Source organism: Cupriavidus sp. 22TCCZM01-5 (assembly GCF_057798915.1).
Genome location: NZ_JBYOJR010000008.1, coordinates 194,039 through 219,120 on the forward strand (window position 1 = coordinate 194,039; position 25,082 = coordinate 219,120).

The 25,082-nt window shown below is 65.5% G+C and carries 23 protein-coding genes and 1 pseudogene; 7 read left to right on the forward strand and 17 right to left on the reverse strand.

All coding sequences use genetic code 11. The features are described 5' to 3' along the window. The first annotated feature begins 62 nt into the window (after nucleotides 1-62). Both AC3FNH_RS10830 and AC3FNH_RS10835 read left to right on the forward strand, forming a co-directional pair. Nucleotides 63-677: a porin family protein gene (locus AC3FNH_RS10830; protein ID WP_488720047.1), complete on the forward strand. Its 615-nt coding sequence runs from the start codon at nucleotides 63-65 to the stop codon at nucleotides 675-677. 174 nt (nucleotides 678-851) lie between these two features. Further along, the gene (locus AC3FNH_RS10835) at nucleotides 852-1,481 is read left to right on the forward strand and encodes an HAD hydrolase-like protein (protein ID WP_488720048.1); all 630 of its coding nucleotides are present in this window, start codon (nucleotides 852-854) and stop codon (nucleotides 1,479-1,481) included. Between the two features lie 409 nt (nucleotides 1,482-1,890). Here AC3FNH_RS10835 and AC3FNH_RS10840 read toward each other — a convergent pair whose 3' ends face one another. Beyond that, nucleotides 1,891-2,409, reverse strand: a complete 519-nt coding sequence (locus AC3FNH_RS10840; protein WP_488720049.1) for a hypothetical protein — start codon at nucleotides 2,407-2,409, stop codon at nucleotides 1,891-1,893. Nucleotides 2,410-2,794: 385 nt separating this feature from the next. On the opposite strand from AC3FNH_RS10840, the pseudogene AC3FNH_RS10845 reads away from it, so the two are divergent. Beyond that, nucleotides 2,795-2,986 (forward strand): annotated as a pseudogene (locus tag AC3FNH_RS10845) (helix-turn-helix domain-containing protein); the annotation flags it as partial. Between the two features lie 204 nt (nucleotides 2,987-3,190). Here AC3FNH_RS10845 and AC3FNH_RS10850 read toward each other — a convergent pair. From AC3FNH_RS10850 to AC3FNH_RS10865, 4 genes are all read right to left on the reverse strand, one after another. Continuing rightward, nucleotides 3,191-3,658: a hypothetical protein gene (locus AC3FNH_RS10850; RefSeq protein WP_488720050.1), complete on the reverse strand. Its 468-nt coding sequence runs from the start codon at nucleotides 3,656-3,658 to the stop codon at nucleotides 3,191-3,193. Nucleotides 3,659-4,190: 532 nt separating this feature from the next. Next, nucleotides 4,191-4,847, reverse strand: a complete 657-nt coding sequence (locus tag AC3FNH_RS10855; RefSeq protein ID WP_488720051.1) for a DUF799 domain-containing protein — start codon at nucleotides 4,845-4,847, stop codon at nucleotides 4,191-4,193. After that, nucleotides 4,844-5,272 carry a DUF4810 domain-containing protein gene (locus AC3FNH_RS10860; RefSeq protein WP_276102210.1) on the reverse strand — a complete coding sequence of 143 codons (429 nt, stop codon included), beginning with the start codon at nucleotides 5,270-5,272 and terminating at the stop codon, nucleotides 4,844-4,846. The genes AC3FNH_RS10855 and AC3FNH_RS10860 overlap by 4 nt, the downstream gene beginning before the upstream one ends. 34 nt (nucleotides 5,273-5,306) lie before the next feature. After that, entirely contained in the window at nucleotides 5,307-5,984 is a 678-nt protein-coding gene (locus tag AC3FNH_RS10865) for a CsgG/HfaB family protein (protein ID WP_488720052.1), read from the reverse strand. 326 nt (nucleotides 5,985-6,310) lie between these two features. Between AC3FNH_RS10865 and AC3FNH_RS10870 the strand changes: the two genes are divergently transcribed. Continuing rightward, on the forward strand, nucleotides 6,311-7,537 hold the full coding sequence (locus tag AC3FNH_RS10870) for an MFS transporter (RefSeq protein WP_488720053.1): 1,227 nt from the start codon (nucleotides 6,311-6,313) through the stop codon (nucleotides 7,535-7,537). 78 nt (nucleotides 7,538-7,615) lie between these two features. Here the strand turns inward: AC3FNH_RS10870 and AC3FNH_RS10875 are convergent, their stop codons facing one another. From AC3FNH_RS10875 to AC3FNH_RS10900, 6 genes are all read right to left on the reverse strand, one after another. Next, complete coding sequence (locus AC3FNH_RS10875; RefSeq protein WP_488720054.1) at nucleotides 7,616-10,336, reverse strand: molybdopterin-dependent oxidoreductase; 2,721 nt, start codon at nucleotides 10,334-10,336, stop codon at nucleotides 7,616-7,618. A 39-nt stretch (nucleotides 10,337-10,375) separates the two neighbouring features. Next, complete coding sequence (locus AC3FNH_RS10880) at nucleotides 10,376-11,617, reverse strand: NAD(P)/FAD-dependent oxidoreductase (protein WP_488720055.1); 1,242 nt, start codon at nucleotides 11,615-11,617, stop codon at nucleotides 10,376-10,378. Between the two features lie 28 nt (nucleotides 11,618-11,645). After that, nucleotides 11,646-12,029, reverse strand: a complete 384-nt coding sequence (gene nirD, locus AC3FNH_RS10885) for a nitrite reductase small subunit NirD (protein WP_488720056.1) — start codon at nucleotides 12,027-12,029, stop codon at nucleotides 11,646-11,648. 48 nt (nucleotides 12,030-12,077) lie between these two features. Beyond that, nucleotides 12,078-14,639 (reverse strand): nitrite reductase large subunit NirB, encoded by a 2,562-nt coding sequence (nirB, locus tag AC3FNH_RS10890; protein WP_488720057.1) that lies wholly within the window; start codon nucleotides 14,637-14,639, stop codon nucleotides 12,078-12,080. Nucleotides 14,640-14,706: 67 nt separating this feature from the next. After that, on the reverse strand, nucleotides 14,707-16,020 hold the full coding sequence (locus AC3FNH_RS10895; protein WP_488720058.1) for an MFS transporter: 1,314 nt from the start codon (nucleotides 16,018-16,020) through the stop codon (nucleotides 14,707-14,709). Between the two features lie 329 nt (nucleotides 16,021-16,349). Then, a complete protein-coding gene (locus AC3FNH_RS10900) occupies nucleotides 16,350-16,817 on the reverse strand; it encodes a winged helix-turn-helix transcriptional regulator (protein WP_276102203.1) in 468 nt (155 codons plus the stop codon). 91 nt (nucleotides 16,818-16,908) lie between these two features. Between AC3FNH_RS10900 and AC3FNH_RS10905 the strand changes: the two genes are divergently transcribed. Further along, on the forward strand, nucleotides 16,909-17,517 hold the full coding sequence (locus AC3FNH_RS10905) for a GNAT family N-acetyltransferase (RefSeq protein ID WP_488720059.1): 609 nt from the start codon (nucleotides 16,909-16,911) through the stop codon (nucleotides 17,515-17,517). A 41-nt stretch (nucleotides 17,518-17,558) separates the two neighbouring features. Here AC3FNH_RS10905 and AC3FNH_RS10910 read toward each other — a convergent pair whose 3' ends face one another. Further along, on the reverse strand, nucleotides 17,559-18,368 hold the full coding sequence (locus AC3FNH_RS10910) for an EamA family transporter (RefSeq protein ID WP_488720070.1): 810 nt from the start codon (nucleotides 18,366-18,368) through the stop codon (nucleotides 17,559-17,561). 230 nt (nucleotides 18,369-18,598) lie between these two features. Here AC3FNH_RS10910 and AC3FNH_RS10915 point away from each other — a divergent pair, with 230 nt between their 5' ends. Beyond that, nucleotides 18,599-19,309 carry an SDR family NAD(P)-dependent oxidoreductase gene (locus tag AC3FNH_RS10915; protein ID WP_488720060.1) on the forward strand — a complete coding sequence of 237 codons (711 nt, stop codon included), beginning with the start codon at nucleotides 18,599-18,601 and terminating at the stop codon, nucleotides 19,307-19,309. A 224-nt stretch (nucleotides 19,310-19,533) separates the two neighbouring features. Beyond that, a complete protein-coding gene (locus AC3FNH_RS10920; protein WP_488720061.1) occupies nucleotides 19,534-20,403 on the forward strand; it encodes an adenylate/guanylate cyclase domain-containing protein in 870 nt (289 codons plus the stop codon). Nucleotides 20,404-20,414: 11 nt separating this feature from the next. On the opposite strand, the gene AC3FNH_RS10925 is transcribed toward AC3FNH_RS10920, so the two are convergent. From AC3FNH_RS10925 to AC3FNH_RS10945, 5 genes are all read right to left on the reverse strand, one after another. Then, nucleotides 20,415-21,608: a polysaccharide pyruvyl transferase family protein gene (locus tag AC3FNH_RS10925; RefSeq protein WP_276102198.1), complete on the reverse strand. Its 1,194-nt coding sequence runs from the start codon at nucleotides 21,606-21,608 to the stop codon at nucleotides 20,415-20,417. 31 nt (nucleotides 21,609-21,639) lie between these two features. Further along, nucleotides 21,640-22,386, reverse strand: coding sequence for a YoaK family protein (locus AC3FNH_RS10930; protein WP_488720062.1), 747 nt, complete (start codon nucleotides 22,384-22,386; stop codon nucleotides 21,640-21,642). Between the two features lie 3 nt (nucleotides 22,387-22,389). Then, a complete protein-coding gene (locus AC3FNH_RS10935) occupies nucleotides 22,390-23,508 on the reverse strand; it encodes a porin (protein WP_488720063.1) in 1,119 nt (372 codons plus the stop codon). Nucleotides 23,509-23,542: 34 nt separating this feature from the next. Beyond that, nucleotides 23,543-23,836 carry a XapX domain-containing protein gene (locus tag AC3FNH_RS10940; protein ID WP_276103306.1) on the reverse strand — a complete coding sequence of 98 codons (294 nt, stop codon included), beginning with the start codon at nucleotides 23,834-23,836 and terminating at the stop codon, nucleotides 23,543-23,545. 49 nt (nucleotides 23,837-23,885) lie between these two features. Next, nucleotides 23,886-25,082: amidohydrolase family protein (locus AC3FNH_RS10945; protein ID WP_488720064.1), on the reverse strand; the 1,197-nt coding region annotated here is incomplete at its 5' end.

Genomic DNA, 25,082 nt, shown 5'->3' on the forward strand with positions numbered 1-25,082 from the left:
GTATTGTACAACAGCAACGTTTTATCGTTTTACATTAAACTTTTCATATAAAAGGTAAATTCATGCGGACTCTAGCACACGCAGGGACATCGCTCGGCGCCGTCTCTCTCACGCTCTTGCTGCTCGGTGCCACGGCCCCCGAGGCGCTGGCACAGCGGCAGGCTGCGCCGGCCGACGAATTCTGGTATGTCGGTGGAGATCTTGGCTACACCCGCCAGAAGTTCAGCACCGACCGACCGGGATGGTCGGTCGCATCGTCCGAAAACCTGGCGGTAGGGCTTCGCGGCGGATACCAGTTCTCGCGCTATGTCTCGGTCGAGAGCACGGTTTCCAGCCTCGGTGCGGTGAAAGCGGAATCTGGCAGCAGCACGGACAAGTTCAGCATCGGCGCGTGGACGGCCAGCGTGGTCGGCCATCTGCCGGTGACCGAGCGATTCTCGCTGCTAGGCATCGCGGGCGTGGGCTGGGTGGAGGGTGTTCGCTCGGGTGACGTGGAATCGAGAACCCGGTCGGCCGGGCTGCTCACCCTGGGAGTCGGCGCCGCCTATGCGTTCTCACCGAACTGGCGCTTGCGCGGCCAGTACACGAACTACGGCAAACTGAGCTGGAATGGCAGCAACGATGCCGCTGTAAAGAGCCAGACGTTCACACTCGGTCTCGACTACATGTTCCGATAGCAGGCGGTCCGGCACGCACATCAACATTCGAATAATCAGCTGTTGTGCCAGCTTCGATACTATCCCTCCCACTCACCGGCGGCCTCTAACTAAGGGGCAGCCTCAGAACTTGGACCAAGTGGTGACACTATTAATGCCTTCTACGATTGCCTCGCGGCGCCGCTATAGTTATCCATGACCTACAAACTCATCGCGTTTGATTTCGACGGTACGTTGGCCGATTCGATGGAGTGCTTTCTGCAAGCTGTTGACGTCGCATCCCGCAAACATGGGTCTCGCCCGCTCGAGGGCGATCTGCTCGAGCAAGCGCGCAGAAGCTCCGCGCATAACATCATGCGGCTGCTTGGTGTGCCGCTGTGGAAGGTGCCTGCCATTACCATCGATGTAAGGCGGCTCATGCACGAGCGCATCGCGCAGGTTTCGCTATTCCCGAACGTGGCCAAGACGCTGAATGCGCTGGCGCGGCGTGGTATCAGCCTCGCCGTTGCCACGTCGAACGGCGAAGACGTCGTGCGCACGATCCTCGGTCCCGCCGTCTGCGAACGGATCGGCCATTTTAGCTGCGGCATTTCGATGTTCGGCAAGACGCGCAAGCTTCGGGCGTTGGTCTCGTCCGCTGGTGTGCGTCCGGGCGAGGCTTTGTATGTCGGCGACGAGATCCGCGACGCGGAAGCCGCTAGCGCCGCTGGCATGGCGTTCCGCGGCGTAGCCTGGGGCTACACGGCCGCGGCGGCGTTTCAGTTGCACTGCGCAACACCACTGCTTGCACGCCCGCAGGACCTGCTTGCTTTGTCTCGCACCTGAACCATCAGGCCGTGTGTACGCCTCGATGGCACGGTAGCACTGCGCAACGGGGGCATCGCCCGATGCCCCTGGCATCGAACACTCTGCTGTTGTACGCCGGCACAGTCGGTCATCAACGCGGTGATACGCTGTGTCACTGATGCGCTTCCGCAAGATCATCAGCGTTAGTCGCAATCTCAGCGCGTGCGGGCTGCCCGCTCGGAATCAGGACTGGGCTCAAAGCTGTCATCGCGGTTGCGTGGCAAATCGACATCGCGCAATTGTATGCGTATGCGGGGCCTCACTCATAAGACGTCCCTCGAGGAAAAGTGGACGACCGCTCATGGCCGACAACGGTCCTCCATGGCACGCCGAACTTCGGCGCTGGATCCGCCTAGGCCGGCTTCTTATCGCTCTTACAACGACAGCCTCATGTCGGAGTGCCGTCGTCGAAGCTATCGAACCACTCCCGGATCGCGTTGGCCACAACGCTTGGATCGCAAGCGGCGGCATCCGGAACGCATGCCCGAATGAGATCTTCAACGTCAAAGAGTCGTTCCGGCATAGGGTCTTCTTCAATGACGGGGCACCCTGAATACTCAATGTGTTTGCGGAAGAGAGTCGCTGCGGGCTCAGGTATTTCGCCCAAGCGAACGTAGTCGGTGTCACCTGAACGGTGAATAGGAACAATGAGCGGTTCGGGGCGAGGTGGGAGTTCCTCGGTCCCGGTCAACCCGACTGCGAGAGCACGCGCGACGAGGTCAAAGATGGACGCGGCGTGCCGCGGGTAGGCATGCAGAGTTCGTTTCTCGCCGTGCTGGCGCCGGTCTTCGCGCAACTGCACGACATAGTCAGGGGTCGCACTGCGCTCAAGTCTGCCTATGTAAGCAGTCGCTATCTCCCTGGTCGAGCCGTTCTGGCCAACAACTTCAACAGTAACTTTTAGCATGATTAGCTACACCGAACAGTAGTTGCGGGACATTCGAGTTGCCCCAGTATCTGGGGCAACAGGGCTCCATCTCACAAGCGTCCATGGCGCTAGGTCTGCTCGCTGCTATTGATTGCGATGGAAGTCATCGTCTTCCCCGACATTAGGCACTGGGCATTTCTCCAAAAGTGCCAACTTATACGCTGGATGGCGAGAAATAGAAGATTGAGGCGTCCTAATTTCATCGCGTAAAAAGCGGTTGCCTCATGAACCTCGAACTGTTTCCTTCCTACGACGACGACAGCCATACCCATCCGACGGCCGCGCTCAAGACGACCTCGCGCGACGGTCGCCTCGCTGAAATCGCCAATCTGGCCATCGGTATCACGACACGACGCAGACCCGGCGACTGGCACTCGCACTCAAGGAACTCCAGGCAGTATCGACGTATGAATGCCGCAAGCTCCTGGACATCTATTGCCAGCCGGCGCGCAAGCTTGACCTGGTGCAACAGGGCTTCAAGATTGAAACGCACTGGCAAACGGTTCGAGTCGAAAGCGGCCACATGCATCGCGTCGGTGTCTACGTGCTCGTGTAAGCGAGCAGCCAAGTATGGGGGGCCTATTAGTGGAACTTGCAAAGGCTTCAGGCTTGTCTAGTTTGAAGATGTGAAGCGGGAAAAGTTCGGTTGGGTTCCCGCAAAATCGCGGTGCAACAAATCCGCGCAACGTATGCCTCAACAGTTACGGATGGGCCTTGTCAGAGTTGGCTTTGCGGACGAAAAGATACGCGCAATCCGAAACTAATGGGTGAGAAAATCCGTAACTGTTCGACCTTGCCACAGTACCGCCCTGGTTGTTGAAACGCCGGTGGTGAGACCCATGGCGCCGTTGGCCACGGTTACCCCGCCCTGGCTGTTGTCGTAGGTCTGGCCGTTCGTGTCGGCCACCAGGAGGCCGGTGGATTGCACGATGCCGCCGCGGTTGTCGAAGCGAGCTGAATCGGTATCGACACTGCCACCAGCGATGATGCCCGAGGTGTTGATCAGGTCGTGTCCGGCGGTATCCAGGCTCAGGTTCCGGCCTGCCGAGAGCTGGCCATGGTCATTGGTGATCTTGCCGCCTGCCACCGTCAGGTCAGTGGCAGCCAGTGCCTTGCCGGAGGTGTTGTCGAGCGTGCCGGTAACGAGCAGCTTGTCATCGACGGAACCGATGGTGCCGCCACGGTTGACCAGACTGGGAGCGGCATTGATCGAAATCGAGCGCGCCAACAAATCTACTTGTGCTCGCCGCCATGGCGGCCCTTGCGGCGTCCTACCGCACTTTCCTGTACTGCCACCAGCTTGCCGCGAACGACACCGAGGATCCCAAAGGCGTTCTTGTCCATGACGTGATACCGAGCGAAGTGGTTGGGCGCAAGAACTTGCAAAGGCTTGCGCAACGCGTCATGTGGAGATTGGCGAAACCGGCATCGATATGAAATGGGGGGATTCGAAGATGCACGGCAGAATCTTATGCAATTCTCTGAAGAGGGGCGGAAACAGGAGCAATCCAGTTCAATCCGCGTCCGATTGGTCCGATCGGAATAGGGCGAAGAGAAGTAGTACGGCGGGAACGGGTGGCAACCGCATATCACACTGTTTGCAGTGTGTCGGGTGCAAGCGACAGGGTGCCTGTCTTGACTGCCTGCCGTCAGGGCTTGCGGCGGGAGGCGGGCGGAGGGAAAGGGCGGAGGGGGACGGCGGGACTTCGTCTGAACCCAGGCCGCCGACGCGGACGTCCGGCGGCCTGGTACGCCGGATCTCAGTCCGACTGGTACTTCGGCGAGCGCGGTCCGTACAGGATGCCGCCCGGCTGGCCGGCCGACAGCAGGCGGTAGCTCGTTGTCGCCGCGACCTTGTAGCTGGCGTCTGTGGAGTGGTTGATCGCCTGCGTGATGGCCGCATTGACCAGCATGCCGATCAGGCCGCCGCCGCTGCTGGAGCTGTCGGTCGCCGCCGAGGCCGTGCCGTTCCACAGCACGTCGCCGGTCTTCAGGTCGACGAGCTTGGCGCTTGCGGCCACGCGGGTCACGCTGCTGATGACCTGGTACTTCGAACCATACTCGGCCACGGTCACGTACAACGCGGCATCGGCACCAAAGATCTGGCGCAGCTTGGCGACCGGCGTGGCATGGATGTCGCCGGGGACCGTCAGGCCGTTCTGGCGGAACGTCTCGTCAACCAGCGCCACCGGCAGCACGTAGTAGCCGGATTCCGCCAGCGGCGCAGTCGCTTGCGAGAGCATGCCGTAGGTTGCCTTGATGTCGGGCGACTCGTTCAGCGGCGGCAACACCAGGATGGAACGCGGCCGGCTTGCCTTGAACGCGGCGTAGTCCACCTGCTTGTTCGGCACGGCACAGCCTGCGAAGAGCATGACGACGCCCAGGCTCGCGACATAGGTCAGAAGTCGGCGCATCATTTGCTGCTCCCTGCTGTGGTGTTGGCCTTGGGCTCGACGGCGGTACTGACCTTCGTATCGGTCCGGGTGTCCGTCTTGACGTTCCTCAGCAGGAAGTCCATGTAGGGCGTGGCTTCGGGGAAGAGCGTCTTCTCGGTCTGGAACTCCTTGACCATCTGATCGCCCTTGCCGGTGTTCAGGTAGAGCATGCCGAGCTGGGCATGGTAGCCCGGCGGCACCGCACCACCCTTTGCCTGGATCTTCTGCAGGCCCGCTTCGAGCGCGGTGATCTGCGCCTCCTTCGACTCGCCCTTGAAGTATTCGTAGACCTGGACCTGATAGCCTTCCCATTGATACATAGGCTGTGGGCCCGCGCAGCCGGCAAGCAGGAGACTGCCTGCTGCCGACAAGAACGCTGCGCTGCGCAGCGTGACCGTGTTCATCATCGTTTTTTTCTCGTGGATGTTCAGACTGCGGAAGTTACTGGGCCGGTTTCCAGGCGCCGCTTTCGATGGCGGCCACCAGGCTGTTGACAGCCTCGCGCATGGCGAGGTCCATTACCTTGCCGTTGAGCGTTGAGTCATAGCTGGCCGTGCCGCCGAAGCCGATCACCTCGCGGTTCGACAGCTTGTATTCGCCGGCGCCCTGCGTCGAGTACACGACCTCCGAGGTGCTGATGTTGACGATGTTCAGGTTGACCTTGGCATAAGCCACCTGCTCGCGCCCCCGGCCGAGAATGCCGAACAGCTGCACGTCGCCCACTTCCTTGCGGCCAAATTCGGTGATGTCGCCCGTCACCACGTAGTCGGCGCCCTTCAGGCGCTGCGCCTGGTTCTTGATTGCCGCTTCTCGCTTGATCTCGTCGAGGTTTTCACGCTCGAGCACATTGAAGCGGTTGGTTTGCTGGAGGTGGGTGACCAGGCTCGTCTTGGCCTGGCCGCTGAGCCGGTCAATGCCATCCGAGAAGACGCCGCGCATGTAGTTCGAGCGATTGTCGAACTTGCCCACGGCAATCGGCGTGCGCACGCCGTTGTAGGGCCGGCTGGCGCTTTCGACCTTCTGCACGGGCAGCGCGGTGGACGACTCCGTGGCGCAGCCGCCGAGCATCGCGAGCAGCCCTGATGCTGCCACTAGGGAAATGGCGGTCAGTCTCTTCATGTGTTCTCCTTCAAGTGGGTTAGAACCAGATTTATAACAAGAACCAACCCGGAAGTGACATCTCGCGAGGTTGGGATAGATCAAGAATTTACGCGAAGTGGTGCGGGCAGAATCCGTGGAGGTGAGCAAAATTCTTCACCTTATTCCTTCCTGCTCACATGCGAGGCGCGGATTCCAGTTTTGCGCCACGATATCCATTCTTGCTGGCTTGGAGCGGAAGCTGAATTCTGATAACGAAATAATAATATGAGTCGTGGTTCGATTTTCGTTATTGGTTATTATGCATTTCAATTTCCTGCAATATTTGATGAATATTTTGGCGGCCAATGACAAAGTTGAGTGCCATTTCAGGCTACAAGCCACTGCTGGCGCTACGTCTCGTCAGCTCGGTCGTCCTCTGGCTTGTTTTCACGCTGGTCTTTTCCTTGCTCAGCTACCACCGGCACGCGGATGCCATGACGGTCGGCATCGCGTCTGCCTTGTATGGATTACCTGGACTGGTGATTGGCCCCTTGTTTGGCTCGCTGGCGGACCGCGGTCATCCTGTCGTCATGCTGGCGATCAGCTACCTGGCACGCGGTGTCACATCGGTGCTGATGATTCTGGCGCCGGATGTGCACGTCTTCGTCATGCTGGTGTTTGCCAAGGGGCTTGCCAATCTGGGCGCGATGCCCGCGGAGCAAGTGCCGACACGATCGATGCTGAACAGGGCGCAACTGGTGTCGAACGCAGGCATCATGACGGCCGTAGACCAGTTCACCAAGATCTGCGCGCCGCTGGTGGCTGCCGCAACGGCAGGACTTGACCCACGCGCAGGGCTCTGGTTGTCGTCGGCCCTTGCGCTGGTCGGCATCTTCTGTCTGCCGGCTCTGTGGCGGATAACGGCGGTTCCTGAGGTCGTGGCGCGGCGCCCGATGTGGCACTACGGTCCACTATTTCAGCTGGCACGCCGCAACCCGCGGTTCCGGCAGGTCTTTGCTTGCATGCTTTGGCTTAGCGCAATCCTGGGCCTCTACGATCCGCTGCTTTCGCTGTTCCTCAAGGAGCAAGGGATGCCGGCGTCCATGTTCGGTATGGTGGTCAGCGCCACGGCGGGCGGCGCCTTTGCCGGTGCGCTGGTCTTCCGCGGCGTCTATGCGCGTCATGCCCGGCAGCTGCCGTTCCTGGCGCTGATGGCGTTCGGGTTGAGCGTGTTGCTGCCGGGCGGTCTGGTGGCAAGCGGGTTGGTGATTCCCGCTCCATTCTGGCTTGCATTATGGGCCTTGAACGGCGGCGCCTACGGGCTGGGCGCAATGAGTTTCGGCGTCACTCTCCAGCATGAAAGCGCTCGCGAACTGATCGGCAATATCAGTGCTGCCGCGCGCAGCGTGCAGCTTGGGGCGCTGGTACTTGGTCCCTTGCTGGGTGCCGCCCTGGCTCGTCTAACTGGCGTTCCGGTCCTGTTCGCCCTCAGTGGGTGCCTGGCCGTCATCGGCGGTGTGTTCCTGTTGCGGCGCGCGCCAAGGGAGCCGGGCACCGTCGTCGCCCGAACTGATCCGGCTGAATACCCATGAGTCGGTACGCAGCGGGACTGAGCGGGAATCGCCGCTGCGGGACGGGACAGGAACAGGCCGGTGGCAAGCAGCAGCTGCTCAGGCAGCCTCCGCCACCCGAACTTCCACCAGCAGCTTCTTCAACTCCGGCACGCACGAGCCGCAGTTGCCACCGGCCTTGACGCAGGCCGTAATCTCGGCCGGGGTGGTCAGACCGTGCTTGCGCACCGCGTCGCAAATGGTGTTGCGGCCCACGCCGAAGCATGAGCACACCGTGGGGCCGGCATCGGCGCCCTTCTGCATCGGTTGCCCCATCAGCAGGCCGATACGGTCCGTGTCCTCCAGCCGTTCGCGTCCGAACAGCTCCGCCAGCCAGGAGCGCGAGGGTAGTTCCGGCCGGGTGGCAATGTAGACGCACGCTTCCAGCCTGTCGTTGACGACATAGCCCGCGTGATAGGTGCCCGCGCTGCGGTCCTCGTACTCAAGCCAGTCTGCATCCGGGTCGGTCACGCCGAGCAGGCTGCGCGCCCATGCGGCACGGTCGGCAATGGCTTCGCGCCCGGCAAATTCGTAGCGCTGGAACCGCTGCCCCTGCACGCGCGTCCAGTAGGTGAGGGTATCGGCTGGCAGTTCCTTGCGGCTCAGTACGAAGCCGTGCCAGTTGACGCCGAACGGCTCCACGCACACCGGCGTGTGCTTGAACTCGGGTTCGCCGGACATCGGGTCGACCACCGGGTTCACGAGCGCGCCGACGCGCGCATCGGAGCTGAACTGCCCGTTCCAGTGGATCGGCACGAACACGCTGCCGCGCGGAATGCCGCCGCCGTGCCGCACGCGTGCCACCATGGCGCCCCAGCGCGTGGAGACACGCGCGAGCTTGCCTTCGCCCAGGCCGCACAGCAACGCATCCTGCGGATGCATGTCGACGAAGGGCTCGGGCAGGTGGTCCGCAAGGCGGGCCGACTTGCCGGTGCGTGTCATGGTGTGCCACTGGTCGCGTACGCGGCCAGTGTTGAGGATCAGCGGATAGTCACCATCCGGCGCGTTTGCCGGCGCACGCGTCGGCGTGGCGACGAAGTGCGCCAGTCCGTCGGCATGGGCGAATCGCCCATCCTCGAACAGCCGGCGCGTCCCCGCGGGCGAACCCGCCACCACCGGCCATTGCACGGGTTCGAAGGTGTCATAGCTTTCCTTGTCCATGCCGGCCATGCCGCCGATATCGAATGCGCGCGGCGCCTCGTCATTGCGCCAGGCGCTCAGGCGCGCATGCTCGTCGAAGATCTCGTGCTGTCCGGCGTAGTCGAAGCCGGCAAAGCCCATGCGCCGGGCCACGTCGCACAGGATGCGCCAGTCGGCGCGCGCCTCGCCCGGCGCTGGCAGGAAGGCGCGCTGGCGCGAGATGCGGCGCTCCGAATTGGTGACCGTGCCGTCCTTCTCGCCCCAACCCAGCGCCGGCAGCAGCACGTGGGCGGCGTCATTGGTGTCGGTGCGCTCGATGATGTCGGAACTGACCACCAATTCACACTTGGCCAGCGCGCGGCGCACCTGGTCGGCATCGGGCAGGCTGACCACGGGATTGGTGGCGATCACCCACACGGCCTTGACCCGGCCTTGCTCGATCGCATTGAACAGTTCCACCGCCTTCAGTCCCGCGCGGTCGGCCATGACCGGCGATTGCCACAGGTCTTGCACGATGTCGCGATGCAGCGGGTTGGCCAGCTCCATATGCGCGGCCAGCATATTGGCCAGGCCGCCGACCTCACGGCCGCCCATCGCATTCGGCTGCCCGGTCAGCGAGAACGGGCCCATGCCCGCGCGGCCGATGCGGCCGGTCAGCAGGTGGCAGTTGATGATGCTGTTGACCTTGTCAGTGCCGGCGGACGACTGGTTGACGCCTTGCGAGAAGGCCGTGACGACCTTCTCGGTCTCGGCGAACAGGCGATAGAAGGCCAGCACGTCCTCGACATCGAGCTTGCAGGCGCGCGCAACGGCCTTGAGGTCATCGCAGTCGACGGTGGCCTTCAGCGCATCATCCAGCCCAGACGTGCTGGCTCCGATGAAAGTGGAGTCGGCCTTGCCTTCTCGCGCGAGGTAGCTCAGCAGCCCGTTGAAGAGCCAGACATCGGTGCCGGGCCGTACCGCCAGGTGCAGGTCGGCCAGTTCGCAGGTGGCCGTGCGGCGCGGGTCGATGGCGACGATCTTCATTTCCGGCCGCGCCTCCTTGGCCTTGACAAGGCGCTGGAACACGATCGGATGGCACCAGGCCGTGTTGGACCCGACCAGCACCACCAGGTCGGCCAGTTCCAGGTCTTCGTAGTTGCCCGGCACCAGGTCTTCACCGAACGCGCGCTTGTGGCCGGCCACCGCCGATGACATGCACAGGCGCGAGTTGGTGTCGATATTGGCGGTGCCGATGAAGCCCTTCATCAGCTTGTTGGCGACGTAGTAATCCTCCGTCAGCAGCTGCCCGGAGACATACAGGGCGACGGCATCCGGGCCATGTTCGCGGACGATGCGCGAGAACCCTTGCGCGACGGTGTCGAGGGCGTGGTCCCACGAGACCTGTTCGAGCGAGCCATCCGTGCCGCGCACCTGCGGATGCAGCAGGCGGCCTTGCAGGTCCACCGTCTCGCCAAGGGCCGAGCCCTTGACACACAGCCTGCCCCGATTGGATGGATGCTCCGCATCCCCGGCAATCTCGACCTGCCCGTCGGCGCGCACCGTGGCGCGCACGCCGCAGCCGACGCCGCAGTAGGGGCAAGTGGTGGCGGTGGTGGTGGTCGGGGTGGCGGATACCACCGGGATGTCGGACAGATTCACGCTTTCTCCGTGGGGCGATGTCGTTGTCAGCGGGGGATCTCAGGCGGCAAGCGCCTCGCACTGGGCCTTGCCGAACAGCAGGCGCTGGCGCAATGACGCGACCGGTGCGCGTTGCTGGATCAGCTCGAAGTACCACGGACCATCCTGCACGTCGCCGTACAGTACGGCGCCGACCAGGCAGCCGTCCTGCAGCACCAGCCGCTTGTAGACACCGCGCCGCGCGTCGCGCAGCACGAGGTCTTCGCTGTCTTCGCTGCCGACGAAGTCGCCGGCCGAATACAGGTCGACGCCAGTCACCTTGAGCTTGGTCGCCGTGGCTTGCTGGATGTAGCGGCGATGGCCCGAGCCGGCCAGGTGCGCGGCGCACACACGCGCCTGGTCCCAGATCGGCGCGACCAGGCCGAAGGTGGCCTGGCGGTGCTGCACGCATTCGCCGACGGCGTAGATGCGCGGGTCATAGGTCTGCAGCGTGTCATCGACCACGATGGCGCGTTCGCAGCGCAGGCCGGCGCCGGCCGCGAGTTCGATGTTCGGGCGCACGCCGGCGGTCATCACCACCAGGTCGGCCGGGATTTCGCTGCCATCCTTGAAACGCACGCCGGTCACGCGCGTGTCGCCGAGAATCTCGCCGGTCTGCGCGCCCAGCATGAAGCGCAGGCCCTTGCGTTCCAGCGCGCCCTTGAGCAGGGTCGCGGCGGGCTTGTCGAGCTGCCGCTCCATCAGGCTGTCGCACAGGTGCACGACGGTCACGTCCATGCCCTGGCGCAGCAGGCCGTTGGCGGCTTCCAGCCCGAGCAGGCCGCCACCGATCACCACGGCGTGGCGATGGTTGCGCGCGGCGTGCAGCATGGTCTCGACATCCTGGATATCGCGAAACGCAATCACGCCCTCGAGCTGGTGGCCGGGCACGGGCAGGATGAAGGGCTTGGAGCCGGTCGCGAGCAGGAGCCGGTCATAGCGCACCTCGCGCCCGGACTGTGCGCGCACCGTGCGGCGCGGACGGTCGATGGCCACCACCGGGTCGCCGGCCAGCAGTTCGATGCCGTTCTGCGCGTACCAGTCGCGCGTATTGAGCATGATGTCATCGACGGTCTTCTCGCCGGCCAGCACCGGCGACAGCAGGATCCGGTTGTAGTTGCCGTGCGGCTCGGCGCCGAACACGGTGATGTCGTACAGGTCCGGGGCCAGCTTGAGCAGTTCCTCGACCGTGCGCATACCAGCCATGCCGTTGCCGACGACGACCAGCCGGGACCGGGGTTGCGAGGGGGCGGATGGCGTCATGCGCAGGGTCTCCGTCAGGAACATGGTGTCAGGCTGCCAGCTCTTCCTCGACTTCGTTCATGGTCACGTCGGCGGCTACCCAGACCTTGCCGTCATAGACGCGTGCCGGGTAGGCATTGACCGAGTGCTCCGGCGCTTCCAGGCATTCGCCGGTGCGCAGGTCGAAGTGCTGCTTGTAGATCGGCGAAGCCACCACCAGGCGCTCCCCCAGGTTGCCGACCAGCCCGCGCGACAGCACCGCCGCCTGCGAGTTCGGATCGAAATTGTCGATCGCGTAGACCTCTTCGCCGCGGCCGATGCGGAACACGGCCACTTGCTGGTCGTCGACCAGGGCGCAGACACCAGTATTGGGCACGATATCGCGCAAGGTGCAGATCGCGGTCCAGGTTTCGGGACAGTGGGGATGGCTCATCACGTTCTCCTTCGCTTTCGTTGGATTCGGGCTGCTTTCAGGCTGCATTCAGGCCGCTTTTGCGGGCACGGCCACCACGGGAATGTGGCTCAGGCGGGAACGTCGCAAGTTCCGTTCCTCGGGCGTGGCCGGGCGGATCTGCCCGCGCTCCTCGATGAAGACGAGGTTCTCGTCGCGGCGATCGCTGTTGACGAAGTGGCGGAAGCGCTTGCGCGTCTCGGGGTCGGTGACAGCCTTCTTCCACTCGTCTTCGTAGGTGTCGACCACGTGCTGCATCTCCGCTTCCAGGTCGGCGGCGATGCCGAGCTTGTCATCGAGGACGACGTCCTTCAGGTAGTCCAGCCCGCCCTCCAGGTTGTCGCGCCACACGCTGGTGCGCTGCAGGCGGTCGGCGGTGCGCACATAGAACATCAGGAAGCGGTCGATGTAGCGAATCAGCGTCTCGCGGTCCAGGTCGCCGGCCAGCAGCTCGGCGTGGCGCGGCTTCATGCCGCCGTTGCCGCATACGTAGAGGTTCCAGCCCTTTTCGGTGGCGATCACGCCGACGTCCTTGCCTTGCGCCTCGGCGCATTCGCGCGTGCAACCCGACACGCCGAACTTGATCTTGTGCGGGGCGCGCAGGCCCTTGTAGCGGTTCTCCAGTTCGACGGCGAGGCCGACCGAGTCGTCCACGCCGTAGCGGCACCACGTGGAGCCGACGCAAGATTTCACCGTGCGCAGCGCCTTGCCGTAGGCATGGCCCGATTCAAAGCCTGCCGCGATCAGTTCTTCCCAGATATAAGGCAGTTCCTCGGCGCGTGCACCAAACAGGTCCACGCGCTGGCCGCCGGTGATCTTGGTGTAGAGGCCGTACTTCTTGGCGACCTGGCCCACGGCGATCAGCCCTTCGGGCGTGACTTCGCCGCCCGGCATGCGCGGCACCACGGAGTAGGTGCCGTCCTTCTGGATGTTGGCGAGATAGTAGTCGTTGGAGTCCTGCAGGCTGACGTGTTCCTCCTTCAGCACGAACTCGTTCCAGCACGAAGCCAGGATGCTGCCCACGGTCGGCTTGCAGATATCGCAGCCCATGCCGTTGCCGTGCGCTTCGAGCAGCGCTTCAAAGGTCTTGAACTTGCCCACGCGCACCAGGTGGTAGAGCTCCTGGCGCGAGTACGGGAAGTGCTCGCAGAGATGGTTGTTGACGGCCATGCCCTGCTTCTTCATCTCGGCCTTCATGATCTGCGTGACCAGCGGCACGCAGCCGCCGCACGCCGTACCGGCCTTGGTGCAAGTCTTGAGCGCGCCGATGGTGGTGGCGCCGTCGCACACGGCGCCGCAGATCTCGCCCTTGGAGACGTTGTTGCACGAGCAGATCTGGGCGGTGTCGGGCAGCGCGTCGGCGCCCAGCGCAGGCCTGGCCTTGCCGCTGCTGTCAGGCAGGATCAGGAACTCGGGCGATTCCGGCAGCTCGATCTTGTTCAGCATCATCTGCAGCAGCGTGCCGTATTCGCTGGCATCGCCGATCAGCACGCCGCCCAGCAGGTACTTGCCGCAGTCCGAGACCACCAGCTTCTTGTAGATCTCCTTGCGGTCATCGCTGAACTGGTAGATGCGGGCGCCCGGCACGGCGCCGTGCGGATCGCCGATGCTGGCGACGTCCACGCCCATCAGCTTGAGCTTGGTGCTCATGTCGGCGCCGCCGAACTCCACCGCTTCGCCGCGCAGGTGGCGGGCAGCTACGCGCGCCATGTCATAGCCCGGCGCGACCAGGCCGTAGATCTTGCCTTGCCACAGCGCGCATTCGCCGATGGCGTAGATGTCGGGGTCGGAGGTGCGGCAATGGTTGTCCACCGCGATGCCACCGCGCTCGCCCACCGTCAGGCCGCTCGCACGGGCCAGTTCGTCGCGCGGGCGGATGCCGGCCGAGAACACGATCATGTCGGTGTCGAGGTGCGTGCCGTCGGCAAACACCATGCGATGGGTGCCGTCTTCGCCGTCGACGATCTCGACGGTGTTCTTGCCGGTGTGGGCGGTCACGCCCAGGCCTTCGATCTTCTGGCGCAGCATGCGGCCGCCGCCTTCGTCGACCTGTACCGCCATCAGGCGCGGCGCGAACTCCACCACATGGGTCTGCAGGTTCATGTCGCGCAGTGCCTTGGCGCATTCCAGGCCCAGCAGGCCGCCGCCGATCACCACGCCGGTCCTGGAGCGCGCGCCGCATTCGCGCATGGCTTCCAGGTCTTCGATGGTGCGATAGACAAAGCAGTCCTTGCGGTCCTTGCCGGGCACCGGCGGCACGAAGGGATAGGAGCCGGTGGCGAGGATCAGCTTGTCATAGGACAGCGTCTCGCCGGTCGACACCGCCACGGTGCGCGCGTCGCGGTCGATCGACACCGCACGCGCGTTCAGGCGCAGCAGCATGTTGTTGTTTTGCTCGAAGAAGCCTTCCGGCACCAGCGAGAGATCATCGGCCGACTTGCCGGCGAAGAACTCGGACAGGTGCACGCGATCGTAGGCGGGACGCGGTTCTTCGCACAGCACGGTCACTTCCAGGTTCTGCGCGCCGGCGTCCGCCAGAGATTCGAGGAATTTGTGACCCACCATGCCGTGGCCGACGATGATCAGTTTCATGATGCGTTCCTTGTCCGGTAGTCAGTCAGAGCTGCTCTGGATGCCGTTATTTGGAGATGCGGGGAATTCAGTTGGCCAGCGCGCCGTCGTACAGCGCCTGTTCCTGCGCCTTGTGCTCGGCGCTGAAGCGGATGGCGATGGCGCACAACGCAGACAGTGCCGCCAGCACGCCCAGCACGGTCAGCGTCTGCTGCAGGTCGCCCAGGCCCTTGAGCAGGAAGCCGGCGGCCACCGCGCCCACGTTGCCGCCGGCGCCGATGATGCCGGCCACGCCGCCGAGCGCCTTGCGGTCGATGAACGGCACCAGTGCATAGGTGGCGCCGCAGGCCATGTGGGTGAACAGGCCGAACAGCAGCATGGCAATCACAGCCAGCGTCACATTGCCGGCCTGCGCAAACCACAGCAGGCCCAGGCCTTCGCCGAGGATCAGCACGAACAGCAGCGTCGAGCGCGCATCCAGGCCACGGCGGCGCGCTGCCTTGTCCGACAGCCAGCCGCCCAGCGCGCGGGCAAACAGTGCCAGCAGACCGAAGCTGCCGGCCGCCAGGCCGGCGGCCTTCAGGCTCAGGCCGAAGCGGTCGACGTAGAACGTGGCGGCGATGTTGTGGATGAAGATCTCGATGCCGAAGCAGGCGCCGTAGGTAATGAACAGCAGCCACACGCGGTAGTTGGCGCTGGCGGCACGGAAGCTTTCCCAGCCGCCGCCCTTGCCGCTCCCGGTGATGGCCTGGCCGCGCGCGCGCATGTCGGAGTAGTTGCCTTCCGGGCAGTCCTGCGTGAAGCACCAGTAGATGACGGCCATTGCCAGCATCAGCACGCCCGGTACCAGCAGCGCCACGCGCCAGCCCATGGTTTGGTCCACGCCCAGCATCAGCACGGCGCCCAGCAGCATCGGCATCAGCGCCTGCGCGGCGCCGCCGCCGGCATTGCCCCAGCCAGCTGCCGCGGCGTTGGCGGTGCCGACGACGTTGGGCGCGAACATGACCGAGGTGTGGTACTGCGTGATGACGAAGCTGGCGCCAACCGCGCCGATCAGCAGGCGGAACACGAGGAAGGTCTCGTAACTCTGCGCGAACGCCACGCCCAGCACCGGCAGCGCACCGAGCGCCAGCAGGCCGGTGTAGGTCTTACGCGGGCCGAAGCGGTCGCACATCGGGCCGATCACGAGCCGTACGAGAATGGTCACCGCCACCGCGGCGATATTGATATTGGCGATCTGCGCCGGCGTGAGGCCGAACTCGCCCTTGATCACCGGCATCAGAGGCGCGCAGGCAAACCACGCGAAGAAGCAGACGAAGAACGCCATCCAGGTCAGGTGGAAGGCGCGCATCTGCGGCGTGCCGAGGCTCAGCAGGTGGATGCGGGTGGCTTTGCCAATCATCGTTCTCGCTCCGAGGAGCGGTGCGTGCGCACCGCCCAAAAACAAATGGCGTCCCGCAAACCGGGGTGAGGCCGGTTCAGGGGACGCCGTTGTCCAGACAGCGGCTACATGGGATAGCCGCCGCGCTTGTGGGGTGGGCGGATCGCCGTTGATCCGCCCGCGTCATTTATTACGCAAGCGCTGTGCCAGGGGCGAAGTGATGATGAACGGGGTATTTCGCGGCAAATGGGCAGGGTACGGACCGTGCTGGTGCGCCCCGATGGGGCGTAGCCGCCGGCGCGGCACAGTGATGGTGCGCTGCAATGTGTCGCCGCGGTGCTGGCCGGGAATCAGTCCTGGGGCGTGCCTGGTGGCGTGAGCCGAATGACGGTCATGTCGGACGGAGACACGGGCTGGCCTTCTTCGTCGACCAGTGCCGCACTGACACGCTGGCCATTGCGGCGCGAGCGGATTTCCACCGGCCCGGTGCCGTTGGCCGCCAGGTGGCGGTCGCCCCATTGCATCAGCCCGACCAGCACCGGCAGCAGTTCCACCGCGGCGCGGGTCGGCCGGTACTCGAAGCGCTCGCGCTCGCCTGGCTCCTTGTAGCCGACCCGGCGCAGCAAACCGGCCTCGGTCAGCGTCTTCAGGCGGGCGGAGAGGACGGCGGGCGAACATTCCAGCCGGCGCAGGAAGTCATCAAAGCGGTTCACGCCATGGAAGACGTCGCGCAGGATCAGGATCGTCCACTTCTCGCCGATCAGCGACAGCGTGGAGGCGATCGAACAATCGCGAAGGTCAGGGGTGGCGGCTTTCATGATGCACTGAGCATAGCATGCTGACTTCATTTGCAAAAGTCAGCTGTTTGCCTATACTCTGACTACAAATCATGAAGTCAGGGTGGCGGCAATGGTCGGAACATGGGCAGGGACGGCGGCGCGGGCGTCACAGCCAGTGGTCAATGAGAACTGGAAGCTGCGGCGCGGCGAGCAGGTGACGTTGCGCGCGGCCAAGGCTGAGGACGGTGCGGCGGTACGCGGCATGGTCGAAGGTCTGTCGCGCGAAAGCCGCTACTTCCGCTTCCTGACGGGCGGCCGCGTGGCCGATGGGATTGTCGAGGGGCTGGTCACGGCTGGCGCGGGTGGCGTGGCCCTTGTGGTGACGGCGCCGAGCGCTGACGGCGGCGTCGAAGCGGTGATCGCCAACGGCCAGTTCGTGGTGACCAGCCATGGCACGGCGGAATTCGCCGTGCTCGTGGCCGATGCCTGGCAAGGTCAGGGCCTTGGCCGCCGCCTGATCGGCAGGCTGCTGCAACTGGCACGGGCAGCGGGGCTGCGCTGCATGCGTGGCGATGTGCTCAGCGAGAACCGGCGCATGCTGGCCATCCTGCGCGGTCTGGGCTTCAGCTGCCGGCGCAATCCCGAAGACAGCTTGCTCCATGAGGCTACGCTTGCGTTTGGGACCGCGCGCGCGGAAGCCGGCCAGCGGCAGCCGGCCGACTGGTTCGGCGCCCGCTGAGCCGGGCCGGCGCCGCTACTCGACGCGCGCGCCGGAAACCTTCAGCCGGCAGGCTTGCCGCGCGCCGTGGCCGTGCAACCGATCGAGGCCACGATGATGCTGACAATCGCGAGCCACTGGATCATGCTGAGCTGCTCATGGAGGAACACCAGGCCGGCCAGCGCGCCCATGGCGGGTTCCATGCTGAGCAGGATGCCGAAGGTGCGCCGCGGCAGGCGCTTGAGCGCCACCATTTCGAGCGAATAGGGAATGGCGCTGGACAGCACGCCCACGGCCAGCCCCGCGAGCAGTAGCGGCGGGCTGAACATGGCCGTGCCGGCGTGGGCCAGGCCGAACGGCAGCACCACCAGCGCCGCCATGGTCAGCCCGAGCGAGGTGGCCTGGCCGCCGTGCGCGTTGCCGGCGCGCTGGCCGAAGATGATATAGAGCGCCCAGCCGACGCCCGCCGCCAGCGCAAAGCCGATGCCGACGGGGTCCAGGTGGATAGCGGCCTCGCCCAGCGGCAGCAGCAACAGCAGCCCGGTGACGGCAAACGCGATCCACAGGAAATCGATGGCGCGCCGCGACGACAGCACCGCCACGGCGAGCGGGCCGGTGAATTCGATGGCAATCGCCAGCCCGAGCGGAATGGTGCGCAGCGACATATAGAACAGCAGGTTGGTCGCGCCCAGCGCGGCACCATACAGGGCGATGGCCCGCGCATTGGCGGCCGAAAGCGGAATCCGCCACGGGCGCCAGACGGCCAGCAGGATCAGCGCCGAAAAGCCCACGCGCAACGCGGTGGTGCCCTGCGCCCCGAGCGCGGAGAACAGCGACTTGGCAAACGAGGTGCCGATGCACAGGGAGGCCATCGAGCCGGTCAGTGCCACGACGGCGAGAAGGGTGGCGCTTTGCCGCAGGCGGTTCAGGGGCAATTGGAGATCCTGTTGGAGTGATGCAGCCGCATCTTGCGCCATGCGTGCGCCGGGCGCCATAGACGGGTGCAAGGATTCCGTTCTGTACAGTTCGGGCGACATCCGGATTTCCCTTTCCGCGCTGCCCGACTATGGTGGAGTCAGTCCATTGCCAGGGGAGCCGGAACATGGAAGCCGCCGTTCGTCATGTCGTGATCACCGGGGCCGCGGGGGCGCTGGGCCGCGCAGTGGCCAGCCGTTTCGCAGGGGAGGGCTGCCGCCTGGCCCTGATCGACCACAAGCTGCAGCACCTGCAAAGCGTCTTCGCGCACCCTGATGGTGATGGCGGCATGCTGCTGCGCGAGGCCGATGTCACGTCCGAGACCGCCATGGCGCAGGTCGGCGCGGACATCCTCGGCACGTTCGGCGCCGTGGACGTCGTGGTCCACGTAGCCGGCGGCTTCGAGATGGGCGAAGCCACGCACGACATCAGCCGCGAAACGTGGATGCGGATGATGGACCTGAACGCGTGGTCGTTCATTGCCGTGACGCGCCCGTTCATTCCCGGCATGCTGGCGCGGGGCAGCGGCAAGGTCGTCGCCGTGACGGCGCGCAGTGCGTCGGCGGGCGTCGCCGCCATGGGTGCGTATTGCGCATCGAAGAGCGCACTGCAGCGTCTGGTCGAGAGCTTGTCGCGCGAGGTGCGCGGTGCCGGCATCAACGTCAATAGCATTGCACCGAGCGTGCTCGATACGCCGGCCAACCGGCGCGACATGCCGGATGCGGATCCTGCGCGCTGGGTGTCGACCGGGTCCGCGGCGCGGATGGTGTCGATGCTGGCTTCCGATGCGGCGGCGTCGGTGCATGGGCAGCATCTCGTGCTGGACGGGTTGAGCTGACGGTTTAGCTGACGGGGTTAGCCGAGCAGGCTGGCGGAACCCGGCCATGGCTGCGCGCGCGCCGGGGGCATGCCATTCAGGTTGAGCATCGCCGGCCGCGGTGCCAGAATTCCAGCATTGCGCGATCGCGTGACTGCAATGAGGACCCGGCCGCCGCCACGGACGGGCAAGCCGGGGCGCATATGGACCGGGAACCGCTTAATGAGGCGCCGCATGGGTCGGTAATGTTCGCCGACCTCAGCGGCAGCACCAGGCTGTACGAGGTGGCCGGCAATGCGGCGGCCATGGCCGCGGTCGCGCGATGCCTCGGCGTCATGCGGTCCTGCTCCGAGGACGCCGGCGGGCGCATCGTGAAGACCATCGGTGACGAGATCATGGTGCTGTTCCCGGCGCCGGAGCGCGCCCTGCAGGCCGCGCTCGACATGCAGCTTGCAGTGTCCCAGCTGCCGCCGGTGTCCGGTGTGCCGATGTCGATCCATATCGGCTTCCACCATGGCCCGGTGCTTGCCGATGCATCGGGCGACGTGTTCGGCGATACCGTCAACCTTGCCGCGCGATTATGCAAGCTGGCGTCGCGCGGACAGATCATCACCAGCGGGGAATCCGTGGAGCAGCTTCCGGACTGGCTGCGCCAGACCACGCGCTACCTGTACCCGACACAGGTGCGCGGCCGCGAGCAGCCGGTCGAGTTGTTCGAGGCGATCTGGCAGCAGGCCACCGACCTGACCCTGATCGACACCGAAAGCCCCAGGACCGCCTGCACGGTATTCCTCACACTGCGCTACCGCTCGGTGGTGGTGGAAATGAGTCTTGCCTCGCCGCCGGTCACCATCGGTCGTGACGGCAGCATGACGATCGTGGTGTCGGACCGGCGAGCCTCGCGTTTCCAGGCCACTGTGGAGACGCGCGGGGGCCGCTATGTGCTGGTCGACCGGAGTTCGAACGGCACCTATGTCACCATCGATGGCGAAGAGGGTTTCATCCTGCGTCGCGACGACGTCATGCTGCGCAGTCACGGCTGGATCACGTTCGGCCAGTCGATGGACAGCACCGAGGAGGGCGTGGAGTTCTTCGTGCGTGTCGAGCGCGTGTGACGGCTGGTGTATCACTGGCCCGCCGCGAGGCTCGCCCGGCCGGCCTGCACCAGGGTCCGGGCCAGTGCCTCGCGCCGTGCCGGTTCGGTAGCCATGGCTTGAGCCATGCCGGACGCAAGCGCGTCGACCGGCACTGCCGCCGGTGCGCCGGCAGTGCCCCAGGTCGCGCCGAAGGCAGCCTGCTTGCTTGACGCGAGCGATTGTCCCGGGCGCAGCAGGCCCACGTGCGGCAATGCCAGGGCGGTGGCGACAATGCCGCCATGCAGGCTGCTGCCGGCGAAGCCGCGGCCGTGGGCAAGCAGCGCGCAGATGTCCCACAGGTTGAGCGAGGCAAAGATGGCGACACGCGTGCGGGGCATGCGCGCCGCCAGCCGCCGGTAGACGTCGAGGTCGTCATGCCAGGGCGCGGCGCCCGCGCGGAACAGTACGATGCCGAGATCCTGCGCGCGGGCCAGTTGTTCGAGTTGACGGGCGAGCGCCGCCAACGTGTCGTCGTCGCCGAAGTCGGCGCTGCATTGCACGGCCAGGTAGCCGCGCGGAAATGCGGCGATCACGCCGGCCGGTTCGCCATGCCGGGCGTGCTGGCGGATGCGCGGCGCGAACAGCTCGGCCACCATCACCGCCGGGTCAGGCTCCAGGCCGCAATGGATGCCCGCGGATTCCAGCATGGCGTGGGTTTGCCGGTCGCGCACGCCGACGCGCGCGGCGGCCTTCAGCTTGGCCACCACTTCGCCGCGCATGGCAGGTTCCAGCCGATCGAGGTCGATGCCGCCGACGGCGCGGTAGCTCACCTTCGCGGCATTGGCGAACAGGCCGCCGGGTAGCAGGTAGGGCGCAAGGTCCGGCAGTCCGAGCCGCGCTTGCGCCCAGGCCGCGCGCCCGGCCGGATCGGCATCGAGCCGCGCGACCACGGCGGGGGCCTGGCTTGCGGGCAGCAGCATCACGGCGGCCTCCCATGCGCTGCAGGTCAGGATCTCGCCGCCGACGTGGACGATATCGACTGGCGTGCCACCCAAGCGCTCGGCCACCCGCGCCAGTGCCTGCACCTTGTGGCCGCCGCAGGCCGACAGGTCACGCTCCGCCAGGCCGCAATAATGCAAGGGGCGCCCCGTCAATCCGTGCGCCGCGATATGCGCCAGCAGCAGGTCGCCGAAGTTATGGCGGTCAAAGGCGCCGAAGAGGATCGCGGTGCGGTTGTCTGGCACCTGGCTTGCCCCAGGGCTCGCTGCCCGCCGTTCAGCCTGCCGCGGATGCCTGGCCGCGCCGCCAGGCGGGAATGCCGACCGTGACGAGCAGCACGGTCGGCAGCAGCACGCACCAGACCGAAAGCCAGGCATAGCCGAGCGCACCGAGGATGGCGCCGAGCGCGAAAGCGGCCAGGGCCGGCCCCATCTTGCGGAGCCGGCGCCGGATCGCGTCGCACTGCGTTCCGGAAGCGGACGGCAGGTCGACGAGGTCAATGACGATCTGCGTCGTATTGCCCGTCATGATCGTGGTCGGGCCAAGCTCGCTGAGCGACGTGCGCGACAGCGCGTTCTGGAGGCCCATGGCCACGACGGCCAGCATGCCGGCCACAATTGCCGCTGGGGCGGACGGATCGGTGACCGGCGCGGCATGCAGGCTGGCGGCCATGAACAGCGCCAGCAGCGCGGCTTCGGTCAGCAGCAGTGGGGCGACCGGGGAACGGCCGGTCCTGGCGATGCGCACTTCAGCCAGCCGCGTCGCCGCGACGGCCAGAACGAAGGCCGGCAGCGCGAGCAGCTTGGACAGCAGGCCCGGGGCATTGCCCGTGACATCCACGCCGATCATGATGAAGTTGCCCGTGACATGCGCCGTGAACAGGCCGAACAGCGAGATGAACCCGACCACATCCACAAAGCCCGCAACAAACGCGAGGATGCAGCCGGTAGCGGGTCCCGGTGAGGCGGCGGCACTGGCGGGCGGCTGTACGGTGCTCAATGCGGTCTCCGTCGCGCGGTACATCCGTCAGAAGTTGTGGCGCATGCCGAGCGCGAAGGTCTGCGGATCCGCGCCCGCGTGGACGCCCACGCTGTTGATGGCAAAGTCATAGGAAGCGTTGCTGCGGTTGTTGATGCGGCTGTAGTAAGCATAGACGGCGGTGCGCTTGGACAGCGGGTAGTCATAGCCGACCGTCACCTGGAACGCGCTGGTCTGCGCGCCGCTGCGCACCGAGCCGATGGTCTCGGTGGCGCTGCCCGCGCCGTCGGACGCGAAGGTGAAGCCCGCTCGCACGCTGCCGGTCCCCGCCTGCTGCACCAGCGCGAGGTAGTAGCTGTTGCGCGTCAGGTCGCCGGTGGCGGTGCGGTAGTGCAGGCGCTCGTAAGCGGCACTGATGCGCGTGGAGGGAAACTGGTAGGACACGCCGGCCTTGATCGCATCGTCGTTGCGGCCGGCGGTCTGGTAGGCGTGGTGGATCTCGTAGGCCAGGGTCAGGTTGAGCGGGCCGCGGTCATAGGCCGCCGCGAACGAATACAGCGCGGGGTTGCGCGGCGCGGTGTTCCGTTCTTCAGGGAGCCCCCACGCGAGGGCACCACCGAGGCCATTCCATTTCGGGGTCTGGTAGTGCAGCGAGTTCTTCTGGCGCCGGTCGAACGAGCTGGTGTTCTCGACGTTGTCGGTGGTGGCCGCGGCGCCGTTGCCCATCAGCGCCATATAGCCGGCCGTGGTCGGATAGTACGGATCGTAGCCCTTGGTCGAGCTGGTATAGGGCGTGTCCCAGTTGCCCATGAACAGCGTGCCGTAGCGACTCTGCAGGCCGAGCCGCGTATCGCGCGCGGCGATCTGGCCGGCACCGGTGTCGATCGACAGCGTGCTCTCGACCTGCCAGATCGCCTTGAGTCCGTAGCCGAGATCTTCTTCGCCGCGCAGGCCGAATACCGAGCGGTTATTGGTGAGGCGCGACAGCCCGCCTGGCTTGGTGCCGTCGGTGGCCGTGGTCACGGTCACATACTCCGCGGCCGTGTTGAGCCGGCCATAGACGGTCACGGCATTGTCGGCGTACACGGGCGCCGCGGCCATGGCGCACAGTGCTGCCACGACGCGGCCAAGGCACCGGGGCGCCGCAACGCGATCGGTGCGGGCCATCACCGATGCCCGTGCCAGCCGTACGGCCGCAGCCTCATTGCCCGCCGTCCTTGCTACGCGCCGCAAGCGTGACGGGTGCGTCGGCGGCGCCATCCGCCTTGGGCGGCGCGCCCGTGATCTTGGGCACGCATTCGCTGCGGAACCAGGCGGCGGTGACGGGCTCGCCGGCGACCAGCCGCTTCACCGTCGGCACGACCTGCTCGCCGATCAGCATGCCGAGCAGGCCGATCAGCGCGATCGCCGGCGGCGCGGGCGAGCGCACCTGCAACAGCGCGTAGATGATGCCAACGAGCACGCCGGCCGCGAGTGAAACCACATAGAGCTTCATCATTTTCCTCCTGTCGTTGCGGACCGCTTCAGGTTGTGACAGGGCCAGATCAGAACGCCCAGCACGAACAGCCGAGCGCGCCCCAGAATGTGCCTTCGTCCGAGACCGGCATATTGGACGTCCACGCCCTGGCATGCGAGTGCCCATGCACGCCGCAGGCGCTGGCGCAGCCGCATGCGGTGGCGAGCGCCTGCGCGCGGGCCTGCGCCGTCGGGCGCGGCTGGTAGCCGCCCACATGCCGCACCGGCGACCAGTCCGGCATAGGCGGCGGCAGGTCCGGCGCGTGCTTGCCGAACTCGCCGTCGCCATGGACCACCTTGCCGCCGAGCACGGTCATCACGGCAGTGATGTCCTGGATATCGTCGCCGGGCACCGTGAAGTAATCTTGGGAAAGAACCGCGAGATCCGCAAGCTGGCCGACGGCGAGCTGCCCCTTCTTGCCTTCCTCGTTCGAGAACCACGTATTGGCTTCCGTCCACAGGCGCAGCGCGGTCTCGCGGTCGAGCAGGTTGGCCTGCGGGTACATCGACATGCCGCCCACGGTCTTGCCGGTGGTGAGCCAGTACAGCGACACCCAGGGATTGTAGGAGGCCACGCGCGTGGCATCGGTGCCCGCGCCGACCTTGACGCCGCGTTCCAGCATCTTCTTCACCGGCGGGGTGTGCTCGGCCGGCTTCGCGCCATAGCGTTCGACGAAGTACTCGCCCTGGTAAGCCATGCGGTGCTGCACGGCAATACCGCCGCCCAGCGCCGCGATGCGGTCGATATTGCGGTCGGTGATGGTCTCGGCATGGTCGAAGAACCAGTGCAGGCCGTCGAAGGGCATGTCGCGCGCCACTTTCTCGTAGACGTCGAGCGCGCGCGAGATGGTCTCGTCATAGGTGGCATGCAGGCGCCAGGGCCAGCGGTTTTCCACCAGCAGGCGGATCACCGGTTCCAGGTCGCCTTCCATCGACGGCGGCATCTCGGGCCGCTCGACGCGGAAGTCCTCGAAGTCCGCCGCGGTATAGACCAGCATCTCGCCGGCGCCGTTGTGCCGGTACAGGTCGTCGCCCTGGCCTGGCTTGACCTTGCCGGCCCAGGTGCGGAAGTCATTCAGTTCGTCTTTCGGCTTCTGCGTGAACAGGTTGTACGCGAGCCGCACGGTAAGCTGGCCTTCCTTGTGCAGCTCTTCGATGATGCCGTAGTCCTCGGGGTAGTTCTGGTAGCCGCCGCCGGCATCGATCACGCCGGTCACGCCCAGGCG

Excerpts from the sequence above, each read along its gene's own strand:
- AC3FNH_RS10830 (WP_488720047.1), top strand. The coding sequence starts at position 63 with ATGCGGACTCTAGCACACGCAGGGACATCGCTCGGCGCCGTCTCTCTC.
- AC3FNH_RS10835 (WP_488720048.1), top strand. The coding sequence starts at position 852 with ATGACCTACAAACTCATCGCGTTTGATTTCGACGGTACGTTGGCCGAT.
- AC3FNH_RS10840 (WP_488720049.1), bottom strand. The coding sequence starts at position 2,409 with ATGCTAAAAGTTACTGTTGAAGTTGTTGGCCAGAACGGCTCGACCAGG.
- AC3FNH_RS10855 (WP_488720051.1), bottom strand. The coding sequence starts at position 4,847 with ATGATGCGCCGACTTCTGACCTATGTCGCGAGCCTGGGCGTCGTCATG.
- AC3FNH_RS10860 (WP_276102210.1), bottom strand. The coding sequence starts at position 5,272 with ATGATGAACACGGTCACGCTGCGCAGCGCAGCGTTCTTGTCGGCAGCA.
- AC3FNH_RS10865 (WP_488720052.1), bottom strand. The coding sequence starts at position 5,984 with ATGAAGAGACTGACCGCCATTTCCCTAGTGGCAGCATCAGGGCTGCTC.
- AC3FNH_RS10870 (WP_488720053.1), top strand. The coding sequence starts at position 6,311 with ATGACAAAGTTGAGTGCCATTTCAGGCTACAAGCCACTGCTGGCGCTA.
- AC3FNH_RS10880 (WP_488720055.1), bottom strand. The coding sequence starts at position 11,617 with ATGACGCCATCCGCCCCCTCGCAACCCCGGTCCCGGCTGGTCGTCGTC.
- nirD (WP_488720056.1), bottom strand. The coding sequence starts at position 12,029 with ATGAGCCATCCCCACTGTCCCGAAACCTGGACCGCGATCTGCACCTTG.
- nirB (WP_488720057.1), bottom strand. The coding sequence starts at position 14,639 with ATGAAACTGATCATCGTCGGCCACGGCATGGTGGGTCACAAATTCCTC.
- AC3FNH_RS10895 (WP_488720058.1), bottom strand. The coding sequence starts at position 16,020 with ATGATTGGCAAAGCCACCCGCATCCACCTGCTGAGCCTCGGCACGCCG.
- AC3FNH_RS10900 (WP_276102203.1), bottom strand. The coding sequence starts at position 16,817 with ATGAAAGCCGCCACCCCTGACCTTCGCGATTGTTCGATCGCCTCCACG.
- AC3FNH_RS10905 (WP_488720059.1), top strand. The coding sequence starts at position 16,909 with ATGGTCGGAACATGGGCAGGGACGGCGGCGCGGGCGTCACAGCCAGTG.
- AC3FNH_RS10910 (WP_488720070.1), bottom strand. The coding sequence starts at position 18,368 with ATGGCCTCCCTGTGCATCGGCACCTCGTTTGCCAAGTCGCTGTTCTCC.
- AC3FNH_RS10915 (WP_488720060.1), top strand. The coding sequence starts at position 18,599 with ATGGAAGCCGCCGTTCGTCATGTCGTGATCACCGGGGCCGCGGGGGCG.
- AC3FNH_RS10920 (WP_488720061.1), top strand. The coding sequence starts at position 19,534 with ATGTTCGCCGACCTCAGCGGCAGCACCAGGCTGTACGAGGTGGCCGGC.
- AC3FNH_RS10930 (WP_488720062.1), bottom strand. The coding sequence starts at position 22,386 with ATGTACCGCGCGACGGAGACCGCATTGAGCACCGTACAGCCGCCCGCC.
- AC3FNH_RS10935 (WP_488720063.1), bottom strand. The coding sequence starts at position 23,508 with ATGGCCCGCACCGATCGCGTTGCGGCGCCCCGGTGCCTTGGCCGCGTC.
- AC3FNH_RS10940 (WP_276103306.1), bottom strand. The coding sequence starts at position 23,836 with ATGAAGCTCTATGTGGTTTCACTCGCGGCCGGCGTGCTCGTTGGCATC.